Genomic DNA, 19694 nt, shown 5'->3' on the forward strand with positions numbered 1-19694 from the left:
CCGGTTGCGGTTTGACCAATAGAGAAGCACGGCGCGAGCTATCTGGAAAAGGCATGGGTCAATGGATCCAAAACACCGACCTGACTGGCGGATTCCCTTCAAGTGACTAACCTCATACACAGCAGTCACCCCTGTATAAGGATTTGGGGCAGTGAAGGGACACGCAGTCTTGGCAATCATGAGCGCGATGCTCTGCAACACGGTTTATGGTGCACAGCTCCAGGTTGAGGTGCGTATCGACGTGCAGCGGGGGTGCCAGTTGGTCGGCACCACGCGTGAAGCAGGGATCGAGCAGCTCGGCGTACTGGATTTCGGCAGCGGCTCCCGGCTGGATGACCCGGCAGGCCCGTTGAGTGCAGCCTTGATCAGCCAGCGCCAGCCACGCCTGGAGTGCAACCCGGATACGCCGTATCAGATGCGTGTCGACGGCGGCCTGCATGGCGGCGCCGGCGAAGTACGTTACCTGGGCGCTGCTGCCCCCTCGATCAAACCCATTCCCTATCGAATTTATGCCGATGCCGCACGCCGCATCCCCTTGGCCGTGGACGTACCGTTGAGCGGCCGTGTGCCCGATTCCGGCACGGTGGACTTGCCACTTTATGGACGCATCGAGCCGCTCAAGGAAATACCGGCCGTGGGGCGTTATTCCGACCTGCTCAAAGTGACGGTGACATGGTAAGCCGCGCCCTGGCCTGCATCGCGCTGGGCGGCCTGTTGCTCCTGGCCGAGGACGCCCAGGCGGCGGTCGCCGGGCAGATTCACGCACGGCTGGTGATTACCGCCAGTTGCCAGGTGAGCAAAGGCACCGACAGCGCGCCGGTGAGCCCGGATGGCGGCTCGGCCTTGCTGGATTTCGGCAGCCACGGACCCACTTGGGACAAGGGCCTGGGTGCCGGCATCAGTGATGGCGACAAGGCCGCGCTCGCTGTGTCCTGCAACCCGTCGGTGGTGAGCAGTTTCACCGTGACCATCGACGGCGGCGCCCATGGCGACGGCATCACCCGGCGCTTGAGCAATGGCCGGCAAACCATACCGTATCGGCTGTCGGCCGATCCTGCGGGCCGAAGCACCTACAGCATCGGCCAGCAACGCAATTTCGTCGTGACCAAGGGCGCACAGGTACCGATCCCGGTATTCGGCTCGGTGGTGGCGAATACCAGGGCCCTACCGGCCGGCATCTACACAGACACCCTGACGGTGACTCTGGATTGGTAATTCATGAGGATGGACATCATGCATGCACTTGTATCTAAAGCAGTTCTCCCATTGGTCGCACTGGCCTGGGTATCGGGTGCCCAGGCGGCCACGACGGTCACCGGGCAGATCAGCTCCACGCTGATCCTGACCAACAGTTGCCTGGTCAACGGCGTGGGCGGCACCACCGGTTTGAACTTCGGTACGATCAATTTCGGTACCACCAACAGCCAGTTCACCACGCAGTCCGGCCAGGTGCTGGGTGGCGGTGGAGGCGCGTTGTCGATCCAGTGTTCCTCGGGCACCTCGCCGGTGATCACCGTGGGCGCGGGCTCCCATGACGGCCAGTCCACGGGCGGCACCCGGGCGCTGTACGACGGCGTGGCCAACTATGTGCCGTATGACTTCTACACCGACACCGGGCATTCGACGCTCCTGGCGATCAACGGAACCATCAACGTAGGCGCGAGCACGGGCGTTGCGCAAACCGTGAACATCTACGGCCAGGCCGTGGGCAAGGCAGGTCTGCCGGCGGGTACCTACACCGACACGGTGTCCGTGCAATTGACGTTCTAGTGCCATGAAGCGGGCCTGCTGGGCGACGCTGGCGGTCATCACGGGTTGGGGAATGCCGTTGTCGTTGCTGGCGGTGACCAGCCAGACGATCCAGGTCAGCGCGACGATTGCCGCAGGCTGCCTGGTGGTGGGCGGCGGCACGAACTACGGCAGCCTGGCGTTCGGCAGCTATTCGTCGTTGTCCACCAGCACGGTGTCGGTGGCGCTGAGCAGCGGGGTAACGCTGCAATGCACTCCGGGAGTCACCTTGAACATGAGCGTCAACGGCGGCTTGTACAACGCCAGTGGCCGGCACATGCAACTCAATAGCGGCAGTGCCCAAGTGGCGTACCAGCTGTTTCAGGACGCGGCCCTGAGCCAGAGCCTGGGGATCAGTCAAAGCGTCAGCGTGGCCTACAGCAACGCGAACAATATAACCCTGCCGATTTACGGCCGGGTGGTGTTACCGGGTAATCAGCCTGGGGGGACGTACAGCGACGTGCTGCAGGTGCAGCTGTCCTGGTAAGGCGATTGGCATGAGGAGTGGAATCTATGTTTGCAGCTTCCCGGCGGTACTGGGTTGCGGGTTTTATCGGTCTGGTGGCGTTGGGCGCCGGGCAGGTCCAGGCTGCCAGTTCGGTGCTGATCTGGCCCATTGACCCGGTGCTGGAGGCCGATCAACAGGCCAGCGCCTTGTGGTTGGAGAACCGCGGTACAGAGACTGCCAACCTGCAGATCCGGGTATTTGCCTGGAGCCAGGGCGGGTTTGACGAGCAGTACCAGAACCAGCGCGACGTGATCGGCAGCCCGCCGGTGGCGAAGATCGAACCGGGGCAGAAGCAATTGGTGCGCCTGACCCGGACCCGGGAAGTGCCGCCGGGCCAGGAGTTGGCCTATCGGATCATCATCGACGAAATCCCCGCCGCCACCCCTGAAACCCCCGCAGCCGATGGCAAGACGGCCGCAGCCATCCGCTTTCAGATGCGTTATTCGGTGCCGTTGTTCGCCTACGGCGCAGGCCTGTGGAGCAAGGAAGACGCGACGCGCCAGCGCGACCCCAAGGGCGCGGGCAAGCCTGACCTGAGCTGGAAAAAAGTCACCGTCGGCGGGCGCAACTATGTGGAGATGCGCAACCAGGGCGCGGTGCATGCGCGGCTCACCGATGTGGCGTTCAAGCAGGGCGGGCAAACCCGGCCGCTGGTGGACGGCTTGCTGGGCTATGTACTGCCGGGCGCAACCATGCGCTGGCCGGTGCCGGAAGGTGTCGCGGGCGACCAGCCGTTGCAGGTACGGGTCAATGGCGCAACGCAACTGGAGAACCTTGCACCGGGACGCTGACGCAATGGAATAGGGCATGGAGTCGCCCTGGGTCTTAACGGATGGAGATGTCCATTGATGGACACAATGCCTTGGTGAGCCAAGATCGGGCTCGTAGTCGATGGCGAACGGTGTGTGTGATGGGAGGCCTGTCTGGCCTGGCGCTTGCGCCGCTTTGCATGGCCGCGCCGCTGCCGCCCCCCCCCAGCAACATGGAGGCTGTTGCCGATGCACAGTTGTTCCTCGAACTGGTGGTCAACCAATTGGACACCGGCCGGGTGGTCGCCGTGGATCAACGGGCCGGCGGCTTGTTTTTGCCGGCCGCGACATTGCGGGATATCGGCATGAAACTGCCGGCCGGCATCACCACCGAGGTCGCACTGGACCACGTGCCCGACCTGCACACCGATTACGACAGCCAGGGCCAGCGCCTCATGTTGACGGTACCGCCGGCATGGTTGCCGGCGCAGTTCATCGGCAATCGCGATAACTACCCGCGCACCCAGGCACTCACCAGTTTTGGTGCGTTGCTCAACTACGACGCCTACTTGAATGACACCGACGATGCGGGCACTTACCTGGGCATCTTCAACGAAGTGCGGCTGTTCGACACGTGGGGCACGCTGTCCAATACCGGCCAATACCGCACCACCTTTGGCGGCCAGGCCAGCGGCAGCACTTTGAACAATGGCTACCGGCGCTATGACACCACCTGGCGCTTTTCCGACGATGAGCGCCTGCTGACCTACGAGGCGGGCGACGTGATCAGCAGCGCATTGCCGTGGAGCAGTTCGGTACGCCTGGGCGGGGTGCAAGTGTCGCGGGATTTCGGCGTACGCCCGGACCTGGTGACTTACCCCTTGCCACAATTTGCCGGGGAGGCGGCGGTGCCGTCGTCGGTGGACCTGTTCATCAATGGCTACAAATCCAGCAGCGCAGATCTGCAGCCGGGCCCGTACACCTTGACCAACGTGCCGTTTATCAACGGCGCCGGCGAAGCGGTGGTGGTCACCACCGATGCCCTGGGCCGGCAGGTGTCGACCACCGTGCCGTTCTACGTCACCAGTACGTTGTTGCAAAAAGGGCTGTCGGATTTTTCGGTGGCGGCCGGTAATTTGCGCCGCGACTACACCATTCGGAATTTTGGCTACGGGCCGGGCGTGGCCAGCGGCACGTTTCGTTACGGGGTGTCGGACTACTTCACCCTGGAAAGCCATGCCGAAGCCTCAGGCGACCTGACCCTGGGCGGGCTCGGCGGCAACGTGCGGCTGGGCAACTTCGGGGTGCTCAATACCGCCCTCAGCCAAAGCCAGTTTGATGGCGAGACCGGCCAGCAACTGAGCTTCGGTTATCAATACAGCAACCAGCGCTACAGCCTGTCATACCAGCGAGTAGAGCGCCGCGACCAGTACGCCGACCTGACCCTGGTCGACACGCCTTATGCGAGCCTCAGCAAGCGCAGCGAGCAGGTGACCCTGAGCCTGAACCTCAACGATTTCGGCAGCATCGGTGCCGGCTATTTCGATGTACAGGCGGCCGATGACTCCCGCACCCGGCTGATGAACCTCACCTGGAGCAAACAGCTGTGGCGCAACACCAGTTTCTATCTGTCGGCCAACCGTGAGGTCGGTGACAGCAACTGGGCCATGCAGGCGCAGTTGGTCATCCCGTTCGACGTCTACGGCAGCCTGGCCTTGAGCAACGAGCGCAGCCAGGCCGGCGAAAGTCGCCAGCGGGTCAACTACAGCCGGGCGGTGCCGTCCGAGGGCGGCGTGGGCTACAACCTGGGGTATGCCAGTGGCGACGGTCCGGCCTATCGACAGGCCGACCTGACCTGGCGCATGCAGTCGGTGCAATTGCAGGCGGGCGTGTACGGCAGCAGTGACGCCGAGACCCGTTGGGCGGATGCCAGTGGCTCGCTGGTGTGGATGGACAATCAGGTGTTCACCGCCAACCAGGTCAATGACGCGTTTGTGGTGGTGAGCACCGACGGCTATTCCGGTGTGCCGGTGCTCTATGAAAACCAGTTGGTGGGGGAAACCGACCGTAATGGGCACCTGCTGGTGCCGTGGAGCAGCGCTTATTACCGCGGCAAGTATGAAATCGACCCGCTGAACCTGCCGGTCAACGTGCAGACCCCTAATGTCGAGCAGCGCGTGGCGGTGCGTCGCGGCAGCGGCTATTTGCTGGAATTCCCGGTGCGCCGGGTGATCGCGGCCAGTATCACCCTGGTGGATGCCCGGCATCAGGACCTGCCCCTGGGCAGCCAGGTGCGTCACGAGCAAACCGGCGCGCGGGCGGTGGTGGGTTGGGACGGCCTGGTGTACCTGGAGAACCTGGCGGCCCACAACACCTTGCAAGTCACTGTGGGTGAGGGCCGTACCTGCCAGGCAACGTTCGATCTGGATATCAACGAAGCACAGGTGCCGCTGATCGGGCCACTGGTTTGCCAATGAGATAAGGAGTGTGGGTGTGCGGGGCAAGGAATGCATAGTGGGGCTGCTGGTGCTGGCGGGGCTGGGCTTTTCGACACAGGTGATGGCCGCGTGCTCGGTGCCGGGAACCACCTCGCCGGCCGGCTTTGGCTCGATCAGTTCGATGACGGTGCGCACCGCTCCCCAGACCAGTTCCACCACCAATGCCGGCTTGAATTGTGGGGCCACGCTGATCTCGTTGCTGGCAGCCAATGATCACTTCTATGCAACCATCACGTCGGCCACCAGCGGCATGGTCGGCCCCACTGGGGATATCATCAGCTATACGATCTACGGCAGTAACAGCACCAGTTATCCGATCACCCGTGGAACCCAATTCGATTTCGGTGCCACCGGCATCGCCCAAAGCCTGGGGCTGGTATCCGGGCCGGGCACGAAAACCGTGCCGCTTTATCTGAGTTCCATCATCGGCAGCAATGTGGCGGCCGGCCTTTATACTGAGACACTAAGCATTGCCTGGACCTGGAATTATTGCTCGGTCCTCGGTGTGGGTTCTCTCTGTGTCATACGGGACACCGGCAGTGGCACGGCTTCCCTGACCGTCAGCATGACCGTGGCTAACGACTGCACAATCTCTGCACCCAACATCGCCTTCGGCAGTGCGCCGGTAGTCAGTGGTTTTTCCAGCGTGAACGGGCAGGCCACCATTGCCTGCACCAAGGGCAGTGCCTACACCGTGGGCATCAGCGATGGCCAGAACCCGGTGAGTGTGGGTGGGCAGCGGCGGATGGTTTCTGGCAGCAATTTCCTGAATTACGACATTTTCAAAAGCGCCACCACCACCCGCTGGGGCAGCGTGAGCACCGCCCGGCGCGCCAGCTCAACGGCTGAGGTGAATCCCGGGAATGGCTTGGGTACCGGTAGCCAGGTGTTCAACTACAACGCCGCGATCTATACCAACCAGACAACACCGCCGGCCGGCACCTACGTCGATAACGTGGTGCTGGATGTGGCCTTCTAGAACCGCATCGTCTGCTTGAGCATCTGCGTGGTCGACGGGTCTTGCGGGCTGACCATCGCATAGTTGTAGCCCGCGCCCGACCAGTATTCGGCCTGCAGCCCGTCGGCACTGCGGCTGCCACGGGGCAGGAATTTGTTTTCCGGGCCTGGCGGACGGATATAGAAACTGATGCGTCGCCCTTGGGGGTCTTCATACAGCACCATGGCCGCCGCGCCTTGTTCGGTACTGAGCAGGCGCCCGCTGACCGCCTTGAACCCGGCCTGGCTCAGGTCCGGCAGGCGGTAGGCCTGGTTGAAGTAACGGTCGAGCCAGCCTTGCATGTCGCCACCGCTTTGCACGTGGTAGTCGGCGGGCAAGATGCCGTCCTGGGCAAACAGGCGGTAGGCCTGCATCGCGTCGCTCATGGGCGCCATGCTCTCGAGCAGCGTAGCCTGGCGGGCCTGCCAGCCGCCGAGGCCGCCGACACTGACGGCAATCAACAGCATGGCGGCGGTTGCGAGATGGCGGCGTGACTGGCGCTTGACCCGCTGGCGAATCAGGGCCGGGTCCAGCTCGGGGTTGGCGGGTTGTTGCAGTGCGCCGCTCAACGATGCCCGCAGGTGCTGCGCGTCCTGTTGCCAGGCGTGCACCTGGGCGGCGACGTCCGGGTGGGCCGCCAGCCAGGTGTCGAGCTGGCGGCGGTCGGCGTCCAGGAGCTGGTGATCGACGTAGGCATGCAAATCGCGTTCGCTGGGAGGCAGGCTGATCATTTGAGTATCCGCAGGGCAGGGCTGGTGATTTCGCCGTCGCTGAGCTGGCGCAGCGCCTGGCGCGCGCGCGACAGGCGAGACATCACGGTGCCCACGGGCACCTCGAGGATGTCGGCGACTTCTTTGTAGCTCAAGCCTTCCACCGAGACCCACAGCAGCAGGGCGCGCTGTTCGGTGTTCAATTTGTCGAAGGCTTGCAGGGTCGATTGCGCGATGACGGTGCGCTCGACCGACGGCTGCGAATCATCGCGGCCGGTGAAAAATTCCAGCATGCGTGTGTACCGCCGGGAGCGCCGATGGGCGTCGAGGAACTGCCGGTAGAGGATCGAGAACAGCCAGGCGCGCAAGTCGCCTTCGAGGCGTTTGTCGGCCCAACTGATGATCGCGCGCTCAAGGCTCGCCTGCACCAGGTCGTCGGCGCTGCTGGTGTTACGCGTCAGGGACACGGCAAAACGCCGCAACCTGGGGATGAGTTCACGTAACTGTTCGTCGAGTTCGTGCATGGGATTCTGGCTAGTCACTACGCTGGGACTAGGAAGACGTCCGGCGTTGAAGGTTATTCCAGGCCAATAAAAATAAACAGCAGGCCAGGGAATAGAGTGCGCTGGCGTTCGTCCCAAGTGTTCCGACCTTATGTTTCACCCACTCAAGGCCTTGGGCCCTGGAGTTATTTCATGGTAGATCACTCATCACCGCCCCGTCCGCCGTTGAGCACCGCAAGCCTGATAATTCGGTTGGCCAGCATCGGCGTGGTGGTTGCCGTCGTGGCCGGGGCGTTTGCCTACGTTAACGGAAGCCTCGACCCACAGCGGTTGCGTCCCAAAACCCTGGTCAATGCCTTGGAAACCAACAACGGCTTGCACCCTGGCTACCGGCGTAACCATGCCAAGGGCGTGTGCGTGGCCGGTTATTTCGAGAGCAGCCCCGAAGCGCGCCAGTACTCCAGTGCCCAGGTATTCAGCGAGGCGCGCACCCCGGTTATCGGGCGTTTTGCGCTGCCCAGCGGCAACCCGTATGCGCCGGACAGCAGCGTGCCGATCCGCAGTTTTGCCTTGCAGTTCAACTTGGCCAACGGCCAGCAATGGCGCACCGGGATGAACAGCATGCCGGTGTTCCCGGTGGGCACGCCCGAGGCCTTCTTCGAGATGCTCAAGGCCGGCGCACCTGACCCGGCCACCGGCAAGCCGAACCCGGCAGGCATGCCGGCGTTCTTCGCGGCGCACCCCGAGACCGCGCCGTTCCTGGCCTGGGTCAAGACCGCCAAGCCGTCTGCCAGCTATGCCACTGAAACCTATAACGGCATCAACGCGTTTTACCTGGTAAACGCCAGCGGCCAACGCCAGGCCGTGCGCTGGGGCGTCGTACCGCAAAGCCAGGATGCTGCGGGGGCCACGGCGCCCGCCGGCAGCGACTTCCTCGAAAAAGACCTGGCCCAGCGCCTGGTGGCCGGGCCGTTGCGCTGGCAGTTGAACCTCACCCTGGCCAACCCGGGCGACCCGGTAGATGACGCCAGCAAGACCTGGACCGGTGAGCACAAGGTGCTGAATGCCGGGACCCTGGTGCTGGAAAGCAGCCAGCCGCAAATGGACGGTGATTGCCGTGACATCAACTTTGATCCACTGGTGCTGCCGAGCGGTATCGAAGCCTCGAATGACCCATTGCTGGCCGCCCGTTCGGCGGCGTACGCCAGTTCCTACCTGCGTCGCACCAGCGAAGTCAGCCAGCTGCACAGCGCCCCTCAGGAGTCGAAGCCATGAATGCCCAACCCCGGTTTTTCGCCCCGCTGGCGCGGCTGCTGCATTGGCTGATGGCGTTGATGATCATCGCCATGCTGTTTATCGGCGCGGGCATGGTGGCCTCGGTTTCCGAACGCCATGAGTGGCTGATCCACCTGCACAAGCCGCTGGGCATTGCGATCCTGGCGCTGGTGATCGTGCGCCTGGTGGTGCGTTTTTCCACGCGCCAGCCGCCGCTGCCTGCCGACTTGCCGCTGTGGCAAGTGCTGGCGGCCAAGGCCTCCCACGTGGTGCTGTATGCGTTGATGCTGGTGTTGCCGCTGCTGGGCTGGGCGATGATTTCAGCGGCCGGCGACCCGGTGATGCTCAGCAGTTCGGTGCAGTTGCCGGCGCTGGTGGGGGCGAATGCGCCGTTGTTTGCCGTGTTGCGCAAGGCTCACGGTTACCTGGCGTATTTGCTGTTTCTGACGGTGTTGTTGCACCTGGCGGCGGCGCTGTTCCACGGTTTGATCCGGCGTGACGGTGTGTTGCAAAGCATGACCGGCAGCAAGGACTGAAGCCTTCCCCGGCGACGGTTGCTGTGATGCAGCCGTCGCCGGGATCGTGGATGTATTAGCGCAATACGCCGACGATATCCGCCACGCTGCTCAACACGTCCTTGCCCAACTGCATCGAGCGTTTGCCCGACCAGCCAGTGTGCGGGTTGGGCGCGTCGTCGTTGTCCTTGAAGGGCATTTCCAGGGTCAGGGACAGGCAATCGAACTTCTCGCCGACGCTGTTGCACGCCAGGGTCATATTGGCTTCGCCCGGCAGGTCGCGGGTGTAGCCATGCGCGGTCTGAAAATCCCGGGTGAGGTTGCTCAGGTGGCTGCGGAAGTGTTTTTCCAACTGCTCGATACGTGGCGTGTAGCCCGGGTTGCCTTCACAACCGGCGGTGAACACATAGGGGATTTCCTCGTCGCCGTGGATATCCAGGAACAGGTCAACGCCGTACTTTTCCATTTGTTGCTGGACGAACAGTACTTCGGGGCTGATCTCCTGGCTCGCACTCTGCCAGGCGCGGTTGAGGTCCTGGCCCATGGCGTTGGTGCGCAAATGCCCATGGAACGCGCCATCGGGGTTCATGTTCGGTACCAGGTACAGGTCGGCGGCGGCCAGGAGCTTTTTCAGCTCGGCGTCACCGTCCTGTTGCAGGCGCTCGATGATGCCTTCCATAAACCATTCGGCCATGTGCTCGCCGGGATGCTGCTGGGCGATGATCCAGACCTTGCGCTTGTTGGCCTCGCCCTTGCCACGGCGCAGCAGTTGGATATCACGGCCTTCGACACTTTTTCCGGTGGCCAGCAATTGCGTGCCGGCGCGGTTCAGCGCCTGGTCGATCAGCCAGTCGTGGCGTTCGCGGCTGTAGGGTTCGAAGTAAGCGACCCAGGCCTGTTTTTCACGGGTTTCGAGGGTGATGTGCAGCGTTTCGCCATCAAAGCGGGTGGGCACCCGGAACCAGTTGATATGGTCGTAGGACGCCACGGCGTTGTAGCCGCTCCAGGCGTGCTTGTAAGACGAGTGGCCGGCATTGCTCAGGCGGAAGGTATGGGTGTGACCCACGTGCATGCCTTCGGCCTTGAAGTGGAACCACTGGTAGTGCTGGCTGCGCGTATCGGGCTTTATCGCCAGCAGCAACTGGTGAGCATCACTGGCGTCGAGCACCTGGATATTGCCACTGTCGAAGTCGGTGCTGATCTTGATGGAGGTCAAGGCCACGGTCATAGTCTGGTTGCCTGAATATGAGTGTTGTGGCGGGCATTTTACACCGGAGCGGGGCAAAGCCTGGATGCAATTTTTGCGGGTGAAGAGGGGGGCGTCGTCCATGACGCCGCCGCAGCTTAGAATCTATGAGATTGATTCTCAAGTGCTATTTTGAAAGAACCGGCCTAGAGCGCTCGATCGACTTTCTTTTGGCGATGGTCTTTTGCTACCATGCGCGCCATCAAGCAACACACAGTCTTCATTAGCCTGAAGTCACGCCAGGGAAAAACTGGCAAAAAAAAGACCCGGCCAAAGAGCCGGGTCAAAAACCGTGATTAGCCTGATGAGGAGATATTCCAAGAGTCCGACCTAAGGTCTCTTGGGCTATCGACTGATCTCGCGATCAGCTAGGTCCAATAATAATCATTATCATTTGCAAGTCAAATGTTTTTATCCCTCGGATAGAAATATTTTTCCCGCGTGCCTGTTACAGGCTGGCCGGCTGTTCGGCGCCCCTCGCCGAAAGCCGCAGTGACCGCTCCAACATCACCTTCGCCATATCGATCAAATAGACCACTGAAAACGCCAGGTCCCGGCTATTGCCGTGGGCGCTGTTTGCCGATTCGTACGCAGTGGCCGCGGCGCTGCGCAGCAGGTCGGAGGCGTGGACCAGGGCCTCCTCGTCGCTGATGCCGGGCTTGACCTCGAACAACGTGTCGTCAACGGAGGGCGGTGCGGCATCCTCTTTCAGGTAATAGTCCAGCGCGCGTTGGGCGGCGCCACTGCTGCGCAGGAACAGCCGCTCGTCTTCATCGCAGGTGTCGGGCAGGGTATACGGGTTGGTCGTCATAAGGGCAGTGCTCTGTGTGGGTGTCGAAAGCCTGCAATCGATATTAGTACTAATCGTATTTATGGCGTTTTATTGATTACTACAAACTGTTTATTGTCGTGGTGAGTACACAACGTATTGTCAGGGCCCATGGATAAATGGATAGCGTTGGTCAAGGCCAACATGAAAGACCGCAAGGTCACGCAGGACCAACTGGCGTCGCGCCTGGGCATGTCTCAGGGCGGGGTCGGCCACTGGCTGAACAAGCGTCGGGTGCCGAGCCTTGCCGATATGAACCGGGTGATGCAGGAGCTGGGCCTGGATGGGCTCGAGGTCGCGCTGGTGGTTCGCGAAAAAGCGCTCGCGGCGGTTGCCGAGGAACTGCAGCCGGCGCCGCACTACAACCCGAATTACCGTTACCCGGTGAGCGAAGGGAAGGGAGGCTACCCATTGCAGGAAGAACCTCGGCCGTACGGCGTTACTCGTTTTCAGATGAGCGACTATCAGGCCCGTGGCAAGGCGTTCTGGATGCGCGTGACTGGCGACGCCATGACCGCCCCCAGCGGCTTGAGTATCAATGAAGGCACGATGATTCTGGTGGACCCGGCCATCCAGCCCGAGCCCGGCAAACTGGTGGTGGCCCAATGGGCATTTGATTCCCAGGCGATCTTGCGCAAATGGGTCAGGCAGAGCGGCCAGCTTTACCTGGTGCCGCTCAACCCTACGTACCCGAAGATGCTGTTCAGTGAAGAGTGCCGGATCATCGGCGTGGTGGCGCAGGCGGTCACGAGGTTTTAACTCGCGGCTTCCAGCTCCACCAGTGCGCTGCCTTCACCGACCATTTCGCCTTCCTGGCAGTACAGCGCCTTGACCACGCCGGCATGGGGCGCGCGAATGCTGTGTTCCATCTTCATGGCCTCCAGCACCACCAACTGCGTACCGGGTTCAACGGTTTGCCCGACTTCCACCAGCACTCGCACGATGCTGCCGTTCATCGGTGCGGTCAGGCCGCCCTGATGGGACTGGCTGGCGTCGACGGCGGCAATCGGGTCGAACAGGCTGACACTGTGAACCTCGCCGTCCCAGCGCAAAAACACACTGCCGCCCTCGCGTACCGCCAGATGGGAGCGGCGCACGCCGTGCTGGTCGATCAGCAATTGTTCGCCGTGCAACTGGGGCGGGTTGACGCCGGCTTGCAGCATTACCAGGCGATCCTGGCCGTTGCAGCTCAGGTGCAGGGAAACCTCGCCCGGCAAGCCTGCGCGAAAACCTCGGGTGTCGGCCCAGGGCGAACGGGTGTCAGTGCTCGGTTGGGTCTGCATGAACGCCTGGCCGGCGGCCTGCCAGAATGCCTCACTCAATTCGCCAGGCGCCGGCAGCAGCTCATCCTGATAACGCGGGATAAACCCGGTATCGAGCTCGGCAGCGGCAAACGCCGGATGGCCGATAATGCGCCGCAAGAAGCCCAGGTTGGTCTTCAGTCCACCCACGGCAAATTCATCGAGCATGCCCAGCAGCCGCAGGCGCGCCTGTTCGCGGTCCTCGCCCCAGGCAATCAACTTGCCCAGCATCGGGTCGTAGAACGGCGACACGTTGTCGCCTTGTTCGACGCCGCTGTCTACCCGGCGCCCGGGCCCTGGCGTGGATTCGCGGTACAGCGCCAGGTGCCCGGTGGCCGGCAGAAAATCGTTGGCCGGGTCCTCGGCGTACAGGCGCACTTCAATCGCATGCCCCAGCAGTGGCACTTGCTCCTGAGTCATCGGCAGCGGCTCGCCCTGGGCCACGCGAATCTGCCAGGCCACCAGGTCCAGGCCGGTGATGGCCTCGGTCACCGGGTGTTCCACCTGCAGCCGGGTGTTCATCTCCATGAAGAAAAACTCGCCCCGGGCGTCCAGCAGAAACTCCACGGTGCCCGCGCCCACGTAGCCGATGGCCTGGGCCGCACGCACGGCCGCTTCGCCCATGGCCTTGCGCTGCTCGGCACTCAGGCCCGGCGCCGGGGCTTCTTCGACGACTTTTTGATGGCGGCGCTGGATCGAGCAATCGCGCTCATTGAGGTACAGGCAGTGACCGTGCTGGTCGGCGAACACCTGGATCTCCACGTGACGCGGCTTGAGCAAATACTTTTCCACCAGCATCTGCGCATTGCCAAAGGAGGACAGTGCTTCACGCTGTGCCGAGGCCAACGCTTCGGCCAGTTGGCTGACGTCCTCGACCACCTTCATGCCCTTGCCGCCACCGCCTGCCGTTGCCTTGAGCAGCACCGGGTAACCGATACGCTCGGCTGCCTGGCGGAAGGTCTCCAGATCCTGGGCGTCGCCGTGGTAACCCGGCACCAGCGGCACGCCGGCGGTTTCCATCAACGCCTTGGCGGCCGATTTACTGCCCATGGCATCAATGGCCGAGGCGGGCGGGCCGAGGAAGATCAACCCGGCGGCTTCAATGGCGCGGGCAAACCCTGCGTTCTCCGAAAGAAACCCATAACCCGGGTGAATCGCCTGGGCGCCGCTGGCCTGGGCCGCGGCAATCAGTTTGTCGATTTGCAGGTAGCTGTCGGCGGCCTTGCTGCCGCCCAGGTCCACACGAATATCAGCCTCGCGGGTGTGCCGCGCGTCACGGTCGGTGGCGCTGTGCACGGCCACGGTGGTCAGGCCCATGGCCTTGGCGGTGCGCATCACCCGGCAGGCGATTTCGCCACGGTTGGCTACCAATACGGTAGTAAGCGTCTTCATGAACGCGGCTCCTGAGGCTGCCAGTTGGGCGCGCGTTTTTGCAGAAAGGCACGCAGGCCTTCCTGGCCTTCGGCGCTGACGCGGATCCGGGCGATGGAGTTCTCGCAGTAGCGACGCAACGCTGGCGTCAGGGCACCGTGGCCGACTTCCCGTAGCAGGTCCTTGCTGGCGCGCATGGCCGCGGGGCTGTTGAGCAGCAGATTGGTAATCCACAATTCGACATGTATGTCCAAATCATCGGCAGGATAACTTTCCGCCAGCAAGCCGATTTCCCGTGCCCGCTGACCGCCAAAGCGATCCGCTGTGAGGGCATAGCGACGGGCTGCCCGTTCGCCGATCGCCTGCACCACGAACGGGCTGATCACCGCCGGCGCCAGGCCAATGCGCACTTCCGACAGGCAGAACTGCGCATCGTCGGCGCCAATCGCCATGTCGCAGCAACTGATCAACCCCAGGGCACCACCGTAGGCCGCACCCTGGACTACCGCCAGCGTCGGGATCTTCAGCTTGGCGAGGTTGTACATCAGCTCCGCCAGTTCTCGGGCATCGTCCAGGTTGGTGTGGTAATCCAGTTCGGCCGACTGCTGCATCCAGGCCAGGTCGGCGCCGGCGCTGAAGTGTTTGCCGCGCCCGCGCAGTACCAGAAAGCGCAGGGCCGGATCGCCTTGCACCCGATCCAGGGCAATGATCAGTTCGCGGATCATTTCGGCATTGAACGCGTTGTTCTTGGCTTCACGACTGAGCCACAGCGTGGCAAAGCCACGGGGGTCGGTGATCAGTTCGAGGGTGTTGAAATCGCTCATGGGGTGCAGCTCCATTTACATGCGGAACACGCCGAAGCGGCTCGGCTCGATGGGGGCGTTCAGCGCGGCGGACAGGGCCAGGGCGAGCACGTCGCGGGTCTGCAGCGGGTCGATGACGCCGTCATCCCACAGCCGTGCGCTGGAGTAGTAGGGGTGGCCCTGGGTTTCGTACTGGTCGAGGATCGGCTGCTTGATTGCCGCTTCCTCATCGCTGCTGAAACCCTGGCCGGCGCGCTCGGCCTGCTCACGCTTGACCTGCACCAGCACGCCGGCGGCCTGTTCGGCGCCCATCACGCCGATGCGTGCGTTGGGCCACATCCATAAGAAGCGCGGGTCGTAGGCGCGTCCACACATGCCGTAGTTACCGGCGCCGAAGCTGCCGCCGATGATCACGGTGAACTTCGGCACCTTGGCACAGGCTACCGCTGTCACCAGTTTGGCGCCGTGCTTGGCGATGCCGCCGGCTTCGTATTTCTGGCCGACCATGAAGCCGGTGATGTTTTGCAGGAACAACAGCGGAATCCCGCGCTGGCAGGCCAGTTCGATAAAGTGCGCGCCTTTTTGCGCGGCCTCGGCGAAGAGGATGCCGTTGTTGGCCAGGATCGCAATCGGATAGCCGTGCAGGTGCGCAAAGCCGCACACCAGTGTGGTGCCAAACAACGCCTTGAATTCATCGAACACCGAGCCGTCCACCAATCGCGCGATCACCTCGCGTACATCGAACGGTTGCTTGGCGTCGGCCGGAATCACGCCGTACAGCTCTTCGCTGCTATAAAGCGGCGCCAGCGGCGTGCGTTGTTGCAATTGCCCCAGCTTGCGCCAGTTGAGGTTGGCCACACTGCGCCGAGCCAGGGCCAGCGCATGTTCGTCGCTGTCGGCATAGTGGTCGGCCACCCCGGAAATCTTGCAGTGCACATCGGCACCGCCCAGGTCTTCGGCGCTGACCACTTCTCCGGTCGCCGCCTTCACCAGCGGCGGTCCGGCGAGGAAGATGGTGGCTTGCTGGCGGACCATGATTGCTTCGTCCGCCATCGCCGGCACATAGGCACCACCGGCAGTGCAGGAGCCCATCACCACCGCGATCTGCGGGATGCCCTGGGCGCTCATGTTCGCCTGGTTGAAGAAGATTCGTCCGAAGTGCTCGCGGTCCGGGAACACTTCATCCTGACGCGGCAGGTTGGCGCCGCCGGAGTCCACCAGGTAGATGCACGGCAGGCGGTTCTGCTCGGCGATGGTCTGGGCGCGCAGGTGTTTCTTGACGGTCAGCGGGTAGTACGAGCCGCCTTTCACCGTGGCGTCGTTGGCGACGATCATGCATTCGACGCCTTCCACCCGGCCAATCCCGGCAATCACCCCGGCAGCAGGCACGTCTTCGCCGTACACCTGATAAGCCGCCAGCTGGCTGAGTTCAAGGAACGGCGAGCCAGGGTCGAGCAAGCGATTGATCCGCTCGCGGGGCAACAGCTTGCCCCGCGACGTATGCCGCTCCTGGGCCTTGGCGCCGCCGCCTTGCTGCACCTGGGCGAGCAGGGTATGCAGGGCGTCGACCTGTTGGAGCATCGCCGCGCTGTTGGCGGCGAATTCCGCCGAGCGCGGGTTGAGCTGGGTGTGCAGGGTAGCCATGGTGCGCGCTCCGTTCAGCGGGTTTCGTTAAACAGTTCGCGACCGATCAACATGCGCCGGATCTCACTGGTGCCGGCACCGATTTCATACAGCTTGGCGTCACGCAATAGACGACCAGCCGGGAATTCATTGATATAGCCATTGCCGCCGAGAATCTGGATCGCGTCGAGGGCCATCTGGGTAGCGCGTTCGGCGCTGTAGAGGATCACGCCGGCGGCGTCCTTGCGCGTGGTTTCGCCGCGCTCGCAGGCCTGGGCCACGGCGTACAGGTAGGCGCGGCTGGCGTTGAGCTGGGTGTACATGTCGGCGACCTTGCCCTGGATCAGCTGGAACTCGCCGATGCTCTGGCCGAACTGCTTGCGGTCATGGATGTAGGGCACGATCAGGTCCATGCAGGCCTGCATGATCCCGGTCGGGCCGCCGGACAGCACAACGCGTTCGTAATCGAGGCCGCTCATCAGCACTTTCACGCCGCCATTGAGTGCGCCGAGGATGTTTTCTTCCGGCACTTCGACGTCATCGAAAAACAACTCGCAGGTGTTGGAGCCGCGCATGCCGAGCTTGTCGAACTTGTTGCTGCGGCTGAAGCCCTTCGAGTCGCGCTCGACGATAAACGCGGTGATGCCGTGGGCACCCTTTTCCAGGTCGGTCTTGGCGTAGATCACGTAGGTATTGGCATCAGGGCCGTTGGTGATCCAGGTCTTGCTGCCGTTGAGCACATACACACTGCCGCGTTTATCGGCGCGCAGCTTCATGGAGACCACATCGGAGCCGGCGTTCGGCTCGCTCATGGCGAGTGCGCCGATGTGTTCGCCGCTGATCAGCTTGGGCAGGTATTTGAGTTTTTGCTCATGGGTGCCGTTGCGGTTGATCTGGTTGACGCAGAGGTTGGAGTGCGCGCCGTAGGACAACGCCACCGAAGCCGAACCCCGGCTGATTTCTTCCATGGCCACCACGTGGGCCAGGTAGCCCAGGCCGGCGCCGCCGTATTCTTCCGGCACGGTGATGCCCAGCAGGCCCATATCACCGAACTTGCGCCACATATCGGCGGGGAACAGGTTGTCGATATCGATCTGCGCAGCGCGCGGCGCCAGTTCCTTGGCCACGAAGGACTGCACCTGGTCGCGCAGCATGTCGATGGTTTCACCGAGGGCGAAGTTCAGGGAGGGGTAACTCATGGACAGGCACCTTCTAGCGTTGTTTTTGTATGGCCAATACGCCGGGGAGGGCGATCACCTTTACGTTAACGTAAACTTGCGTTGCGGGCCTGTCAATCGTAGTTTACGTTTACGTCAACCTACAAAAAAGACAACAGGGGTCGTTATGGATCAATCGAATCAGAGCTACAGCCGCGGCTGTCAGGACAAGGCCTTGCTGGCCATGACTATCGGCCAGGCCTTTGATCAAACGGTTTCGCGCTACTCCGACGGCGAAGCCTTGGTCGTGGGCCATCAACAGCGTCGCTACACCTGGCGGCAACTGGCAGAGACGGTTGATTTGCATGCACGTGCGTTCCTGGCCTTGGGGATGCAGGCCGGCGACCGCTTGGGCATCTGGGCCCCCAACTGCGCCGAGTGGTGCATCAGCCAGGTCGCCAGCGCCAAAATCGGCGTGATTCTGGTCAATATCAACCCGGCGTATCGCAGCAGTGAATTGGAGTACGTACTCAAGCAATCCGGTTGCCAGTGGTTGGTGTGCGCCGGGTCGTTCAAGACCTCCGATTACCACGGCATGTTGCAGGAGCTTCAACCTGACCTGCGCGGCATCATCAGCCTTGATCCCAGCCCGCCCCCGGGGTTTACGCCCTGGTCGCAATTGGCGGCCCTCGGGGCAGGCGTCCCGCCCGAGCAATTGCAGATCCGCCAGGCCGGCCTGCACTTCGATCAACCCGTCAATATCCAGTACACCTCCGGCACCACCGGCTTCCCCAAGGGCGCCACCCTCAGTCACCACAACATCCTCAATAATGGCTACATGGTTGGCGAAAGCCTGGGCCTGACGGCGCAAGATCGCCTGGTGATCCCGGTGCCGCTGTATCACTGCTTTGGCATGGTGATGGGTAACCTGGGCTGCATCACCCATGGCACCACGATGATCTACCCGAGTGACGGTTTCGACCCATTGCTGACCCTGGCTGCCGTCGCCGAAGAACAGGCCACCGGGCTATACGGGGTGCCTACCATGTTTATCGCCATGCTTGATCACCCGCGCCGCGCCGAGTTCGACCTGTCGCGCCTGCGCACCGGGATCATGGCGGGCGCCACTTGTCCGATCGAGGTGATGCGCCGGGTTATCAGCGAGATGCACATGAGTGAGGTGCAGATTGCCTATGGCATGACGGAAACCAGCCCGGTGTCGTTGCAGACCGGGCCGGATGATGACCTTGAGCGGCGTGTTACGACGGTTGGCCGGACCCAGCCACAGCTGGAAAGCAAGATTATCGATGACGCCGGTAACACGGTTGCTCGGGGCCAGGTAGGGGAGCTGTGTACCCGGGGCTACAGCGTGATGCTCGGTTACTGGAATAATCCTGACAGCACTCGTGAGGCTATCGACGAGGCGGGCTGGATGCACACCGGCGACCTGGCGACCATGGATGAACATGGGTACGTGTGCATCGCCGGGCGTAACAAGGACATGATCATTCGCGGAGGTGAGAACGTGTACCCGCGGGAGTTGGAGGAGTTTTTCTTTACTCATCCGGCGGTGGCGGATGTGCAGGTGATCGGGATTCCGGATGAGCGTTACGGTGAGGCGATTGTGGCGTGGATCAAGTTTCATCCGGGGCATTTGGCTAATGAGCTTGAGCTGCAGACGTGGTGCAAGGCGCGGATTGCGCACTTCAAGATGCCCAAGCATTTCAAATTTGTGGATGAGTTTCCGATGACGGTGACGGGGAAGATCCAGAAATTTCGGATGCGGGAAATTATGATTGAAGAGTTGAAGGGGGGGTGAGG

At 62.4% G+C, this 19694-nt stretch carries 19 protein-coding genes; 11 read left to right on the forward strand and 8 right to left on the reverse strand.

Features of this window, described 5'->3' with window-relative positions:
• The first annotated feature begins 187 nt into the window (after nucleotides 1–187).
• The 7 genes from HX869_RS19570 to HX869_RS19600 all read left to right on the forward strand — a co-directional run bounded on the left by HX869_RS19570 (nucleotide 188) and on the right by HX869_RS19600 (nucleotide 6522).
• Entirely contained in the window at nucleotides 188–679 is a 492-nt protein-coding gene (locus HX869_RS19570) for a spore coat U domain-containing protein (protein WP_003212438.1), read from the forward strand.
• Nucleotides 673–1215 carry a spore coat protein U domain-containing protein gene (locus HX869_RS19575; RefSeq protein WP_003212440.1) on the forward strand — a complete coding sequence of 181 codons (543 nt, stop codon included), beginning with the start codon at nucleotides 673–675 and terminating at the stop codon, nucleotides 1213–1215. Before HX869_RS19570 ends, HX869_RS19575 begins: the two co-directional genes overlap by 7 nt.
• Nucleotides 1216–1233: 18 nt before the next feature.
• Nucleotides 1234–1770 (forward strand): spore coat protein U domain-containing protein, encoded by a 537-nt coding sequence (locus HX869_RS19580; protein WP_032898768.1) that lies wholly within the window; start codon nucleotides 1234–1236, stop codon nucleotides 1768–1770.
• A gap of 4 nt (nucleotides 1771–1774) precedes the next feature.
• Complete coding sequence (locus tag HX869_RS19585; RefSeq protein ID WP_008431486.1) at nucleotides 1775–2275, forward strand: spore coat U domain-containing protein; 501 nt, start codon at nucleotides 1775–1777, stop codon at nucleotides 2273–2275.
• 26 nt (nucleotides 2276–2301) lie between these two features.
• The gene (locus tag HX869_RS19590; protein WP_177082035.1) at nucleotides 2302–3087 is read left to right on the forward strand and encodes a molecular chaperone; all 786 of its coding nucleotides are present in this window, start codon (nucleotides 2302–2304) and stop codon (nucleotides 3085–3087) included.
• Nucleotides 3088–3206: 119 nt separating this feature from the next.
• Nucleotides 3207–5522: a fimbria/pilus outer membrane usher protein gene (locus HX869_RS19595; protein WP_372865496.1), complete on the forward strand. Its 2316-nt coding sequence runs from the start codon at nucleotides 3207–3209 to the stop codon at nucleotides 5520–5522.
• Between the two features lie 16 nt (nucleotides 5523–5538).
• On the forward strand, nucleotides 5539–6522 hold the full coding sequence (locus HX869_RS19600) for a spore coat protein U domain-containing protein (protein WP_371316159.1): 984 nt from the start codon (nucleotides 5539–5541) through the stop codon (nucleotides 6520–6522).
• Here HX869_RS19600 and HX869_RS19605 read toward each other — a convergent pair.
• Both HX869_RS19605 and HX869_RS19610 read right to left on the reverse strand, forming a co-directional pair.
• Entirely contained in the window at nucleotides 6519–7271 is a 753-nt protein-coding gene (locus HX869_RS19605) for an anti-sigma factor (protein WP_102605887.1), read from the reverse strand. The two genes, HX869_RS19600 and HX869_RS19605, sit on opposite strands and share 4 nt — an antisense overlap.
• A complete protein-coding gene (locus HX869_RS19610) occupies nucleotides 7268–7774 on the reverse strand; it encodes an RNA polymerase sigma factor (protein WP_003212456.1) in 507 nt (168 codons plus the stop codon). Before HX869_RS19610 ends, HX869_RS19605 begins: the two co-directional genes overlap by 4 nt.
• A gap of 171 nt (nucleotides 7775–7945) precedes the next feature.
• On the opposite strand from HX869_RS19610, the gene HX869_RS19615 reads away from it, so the two are divergent.
• Nucleotides 7946–9028, forward strand: coding sequence for a catalase family peroxidase (locus tag HX869_RS19615; RefSeq protein WP_008431493.1), 1083 nt, complete (start codon nucleotides 7946–7948; stop codon nucleotides 9026–9028).
• Complete coding sequence (locus HX869_RS19620; RefSeq protein WP_003212459.1) at nucleotides 9025–9564, forward strand: cytochrome b; 540 nt, start codon at nucleotides 9025–9027, stop codon at nucleotides 9562–9564. The genes HX869_RS19615 and HX869_RS19620 overlap by 4 nt, the downstream gene beginning before the upstream one ends.
• Before the next feature lie 55 nt (nucleotides 9565–9619).
• Here the strand turns inward: HX869_RS19620 and HX869_RS19625 are convergent, their stop codons facing one another.
• Both HX869_RS19625 and HX869_RS19630 read right to left on the reverse strand, forming a co-directional pair.
• Entirely contained in the window at nucleotides 9620–10771 is a 1152-nt protein-coding gene (locus HX869_RS19625) for a carboxypeptidase family protein (protein ID WP_178903542.1), read from the reverse strand.
• Between the two features lie 466 nt (nucleotides 10772–11237).
• Entirely contained in the window at nucleotides 11238–11600 is a 363-nt protein-coding gene (locus tag HX869_RS19630) for a DUF6124 family protein (protein ID WP_178903543.1), read from the reverse strand.
• A 129-nt stretch (nucleotides 11601–11729) separates the two neighbouring features.
• On the opposite strand from HX869_RS19630, the gene HX869_RS19635 reads away from it, so the two are divergent.
• A complete protein-coding gene (locus HX869_RS19635) occupies nucleotides 11730–12377 on the forward strand; it encodes a LexA family transcriptional regulator (protein WP_177021354.1) in 648 nt (215 codons plus the stop codon).
• Here HX869_RS19635 and HX869_RS19640 read toward each other — a convergent pair.
• From HX869_RS19640 to HX869_RS19655, 4 genes are read right to left on the reverse strand one after another with little or no spacing between them, the layout of a single operon-like run.
• The gene (locus HX869_RS19640) at nucleotides 12374–14311 is read right to left on the reverse strand and encodes an acetyl/propionyl/methylcrotonyl-CoA carboxylase subunit alpha (protein WP_177021444.1); all 1938 of its coding nucleotides are present in this window, start codon (nucleotides 14309–14311) and stop codon (nucleotides 12374–12376) included. The genes HX869_RS19635 and HX869_RS19640 overlap by 4 nt on opposite strands.
• Nucleotides 14308–15114 carry a gamma-carboxygeranoyl-CoA hydratase gene (locus HX869_RS19645; protein WP_003212468.1) on the reverse strand — a complete coding sequence of 269 codons (807 nt, stop codon included), beginning with the start codon at nucleotides 15112–15114 and terminating at the stop codon, nucleotides 14308–14310. The genes HX869_RS19640 and HX869_RS19645 overlap by 4 nt, the downstream gene beginning before the upstream one ends.
• Nucleotides 15115–15129: 15 nt before the next feature.
• Entirely contained in the window at nucleotides 15130–16737 is a 1608-nt protein-coding gene (locus tag HX869_RS19650; RefSeq protein WP_003212470.1) for a carboxyl transferase domain-containing protein, read from the reverse strand.
• Between the two features lie 14 nt (nucleotides 16738–16751).
• On the reverse strand, nucleotides 16752–17915 hold the full coding sequence (locus HX869_RS19655; RefSeq protein WP_003212472.1) for an isovaleryl-CoA dehydrogenase: 1164 nt from the start codon (nucleotides 17913–17915) through the stop codon (nucleotides 16752–16754).
• A 145-nt stretch (nucleotides 17916–18060) separates the two neighbouring features.
• On the opposite strand from HX869_RS19655, the gene HX869_RS19660 reads away from it, so the two are divergent.
• The gene (locus HX869_RS19660) at nucleotides 18061–19692 is read left to right on the forward strand and encodes an AMP-binding protein (protein WP_178903544.1); all 1632 of its coding nucleotides are present in this window, start codon (nucleotides 18061–18063) and stop codon (nucleotides 19690–19692) included.
• Nucleotides 19693–19694: the final 2 nt, after the last annotated feature.

The organism is Pseudomonas sp. P7779, assembly GCF_013386315.1.
GTDB lineage: Bacteria > Pseudomonadota > Gammaproteobacteria > Pseudomonadales > Pseudomonadaceae > Aquipseudomonas.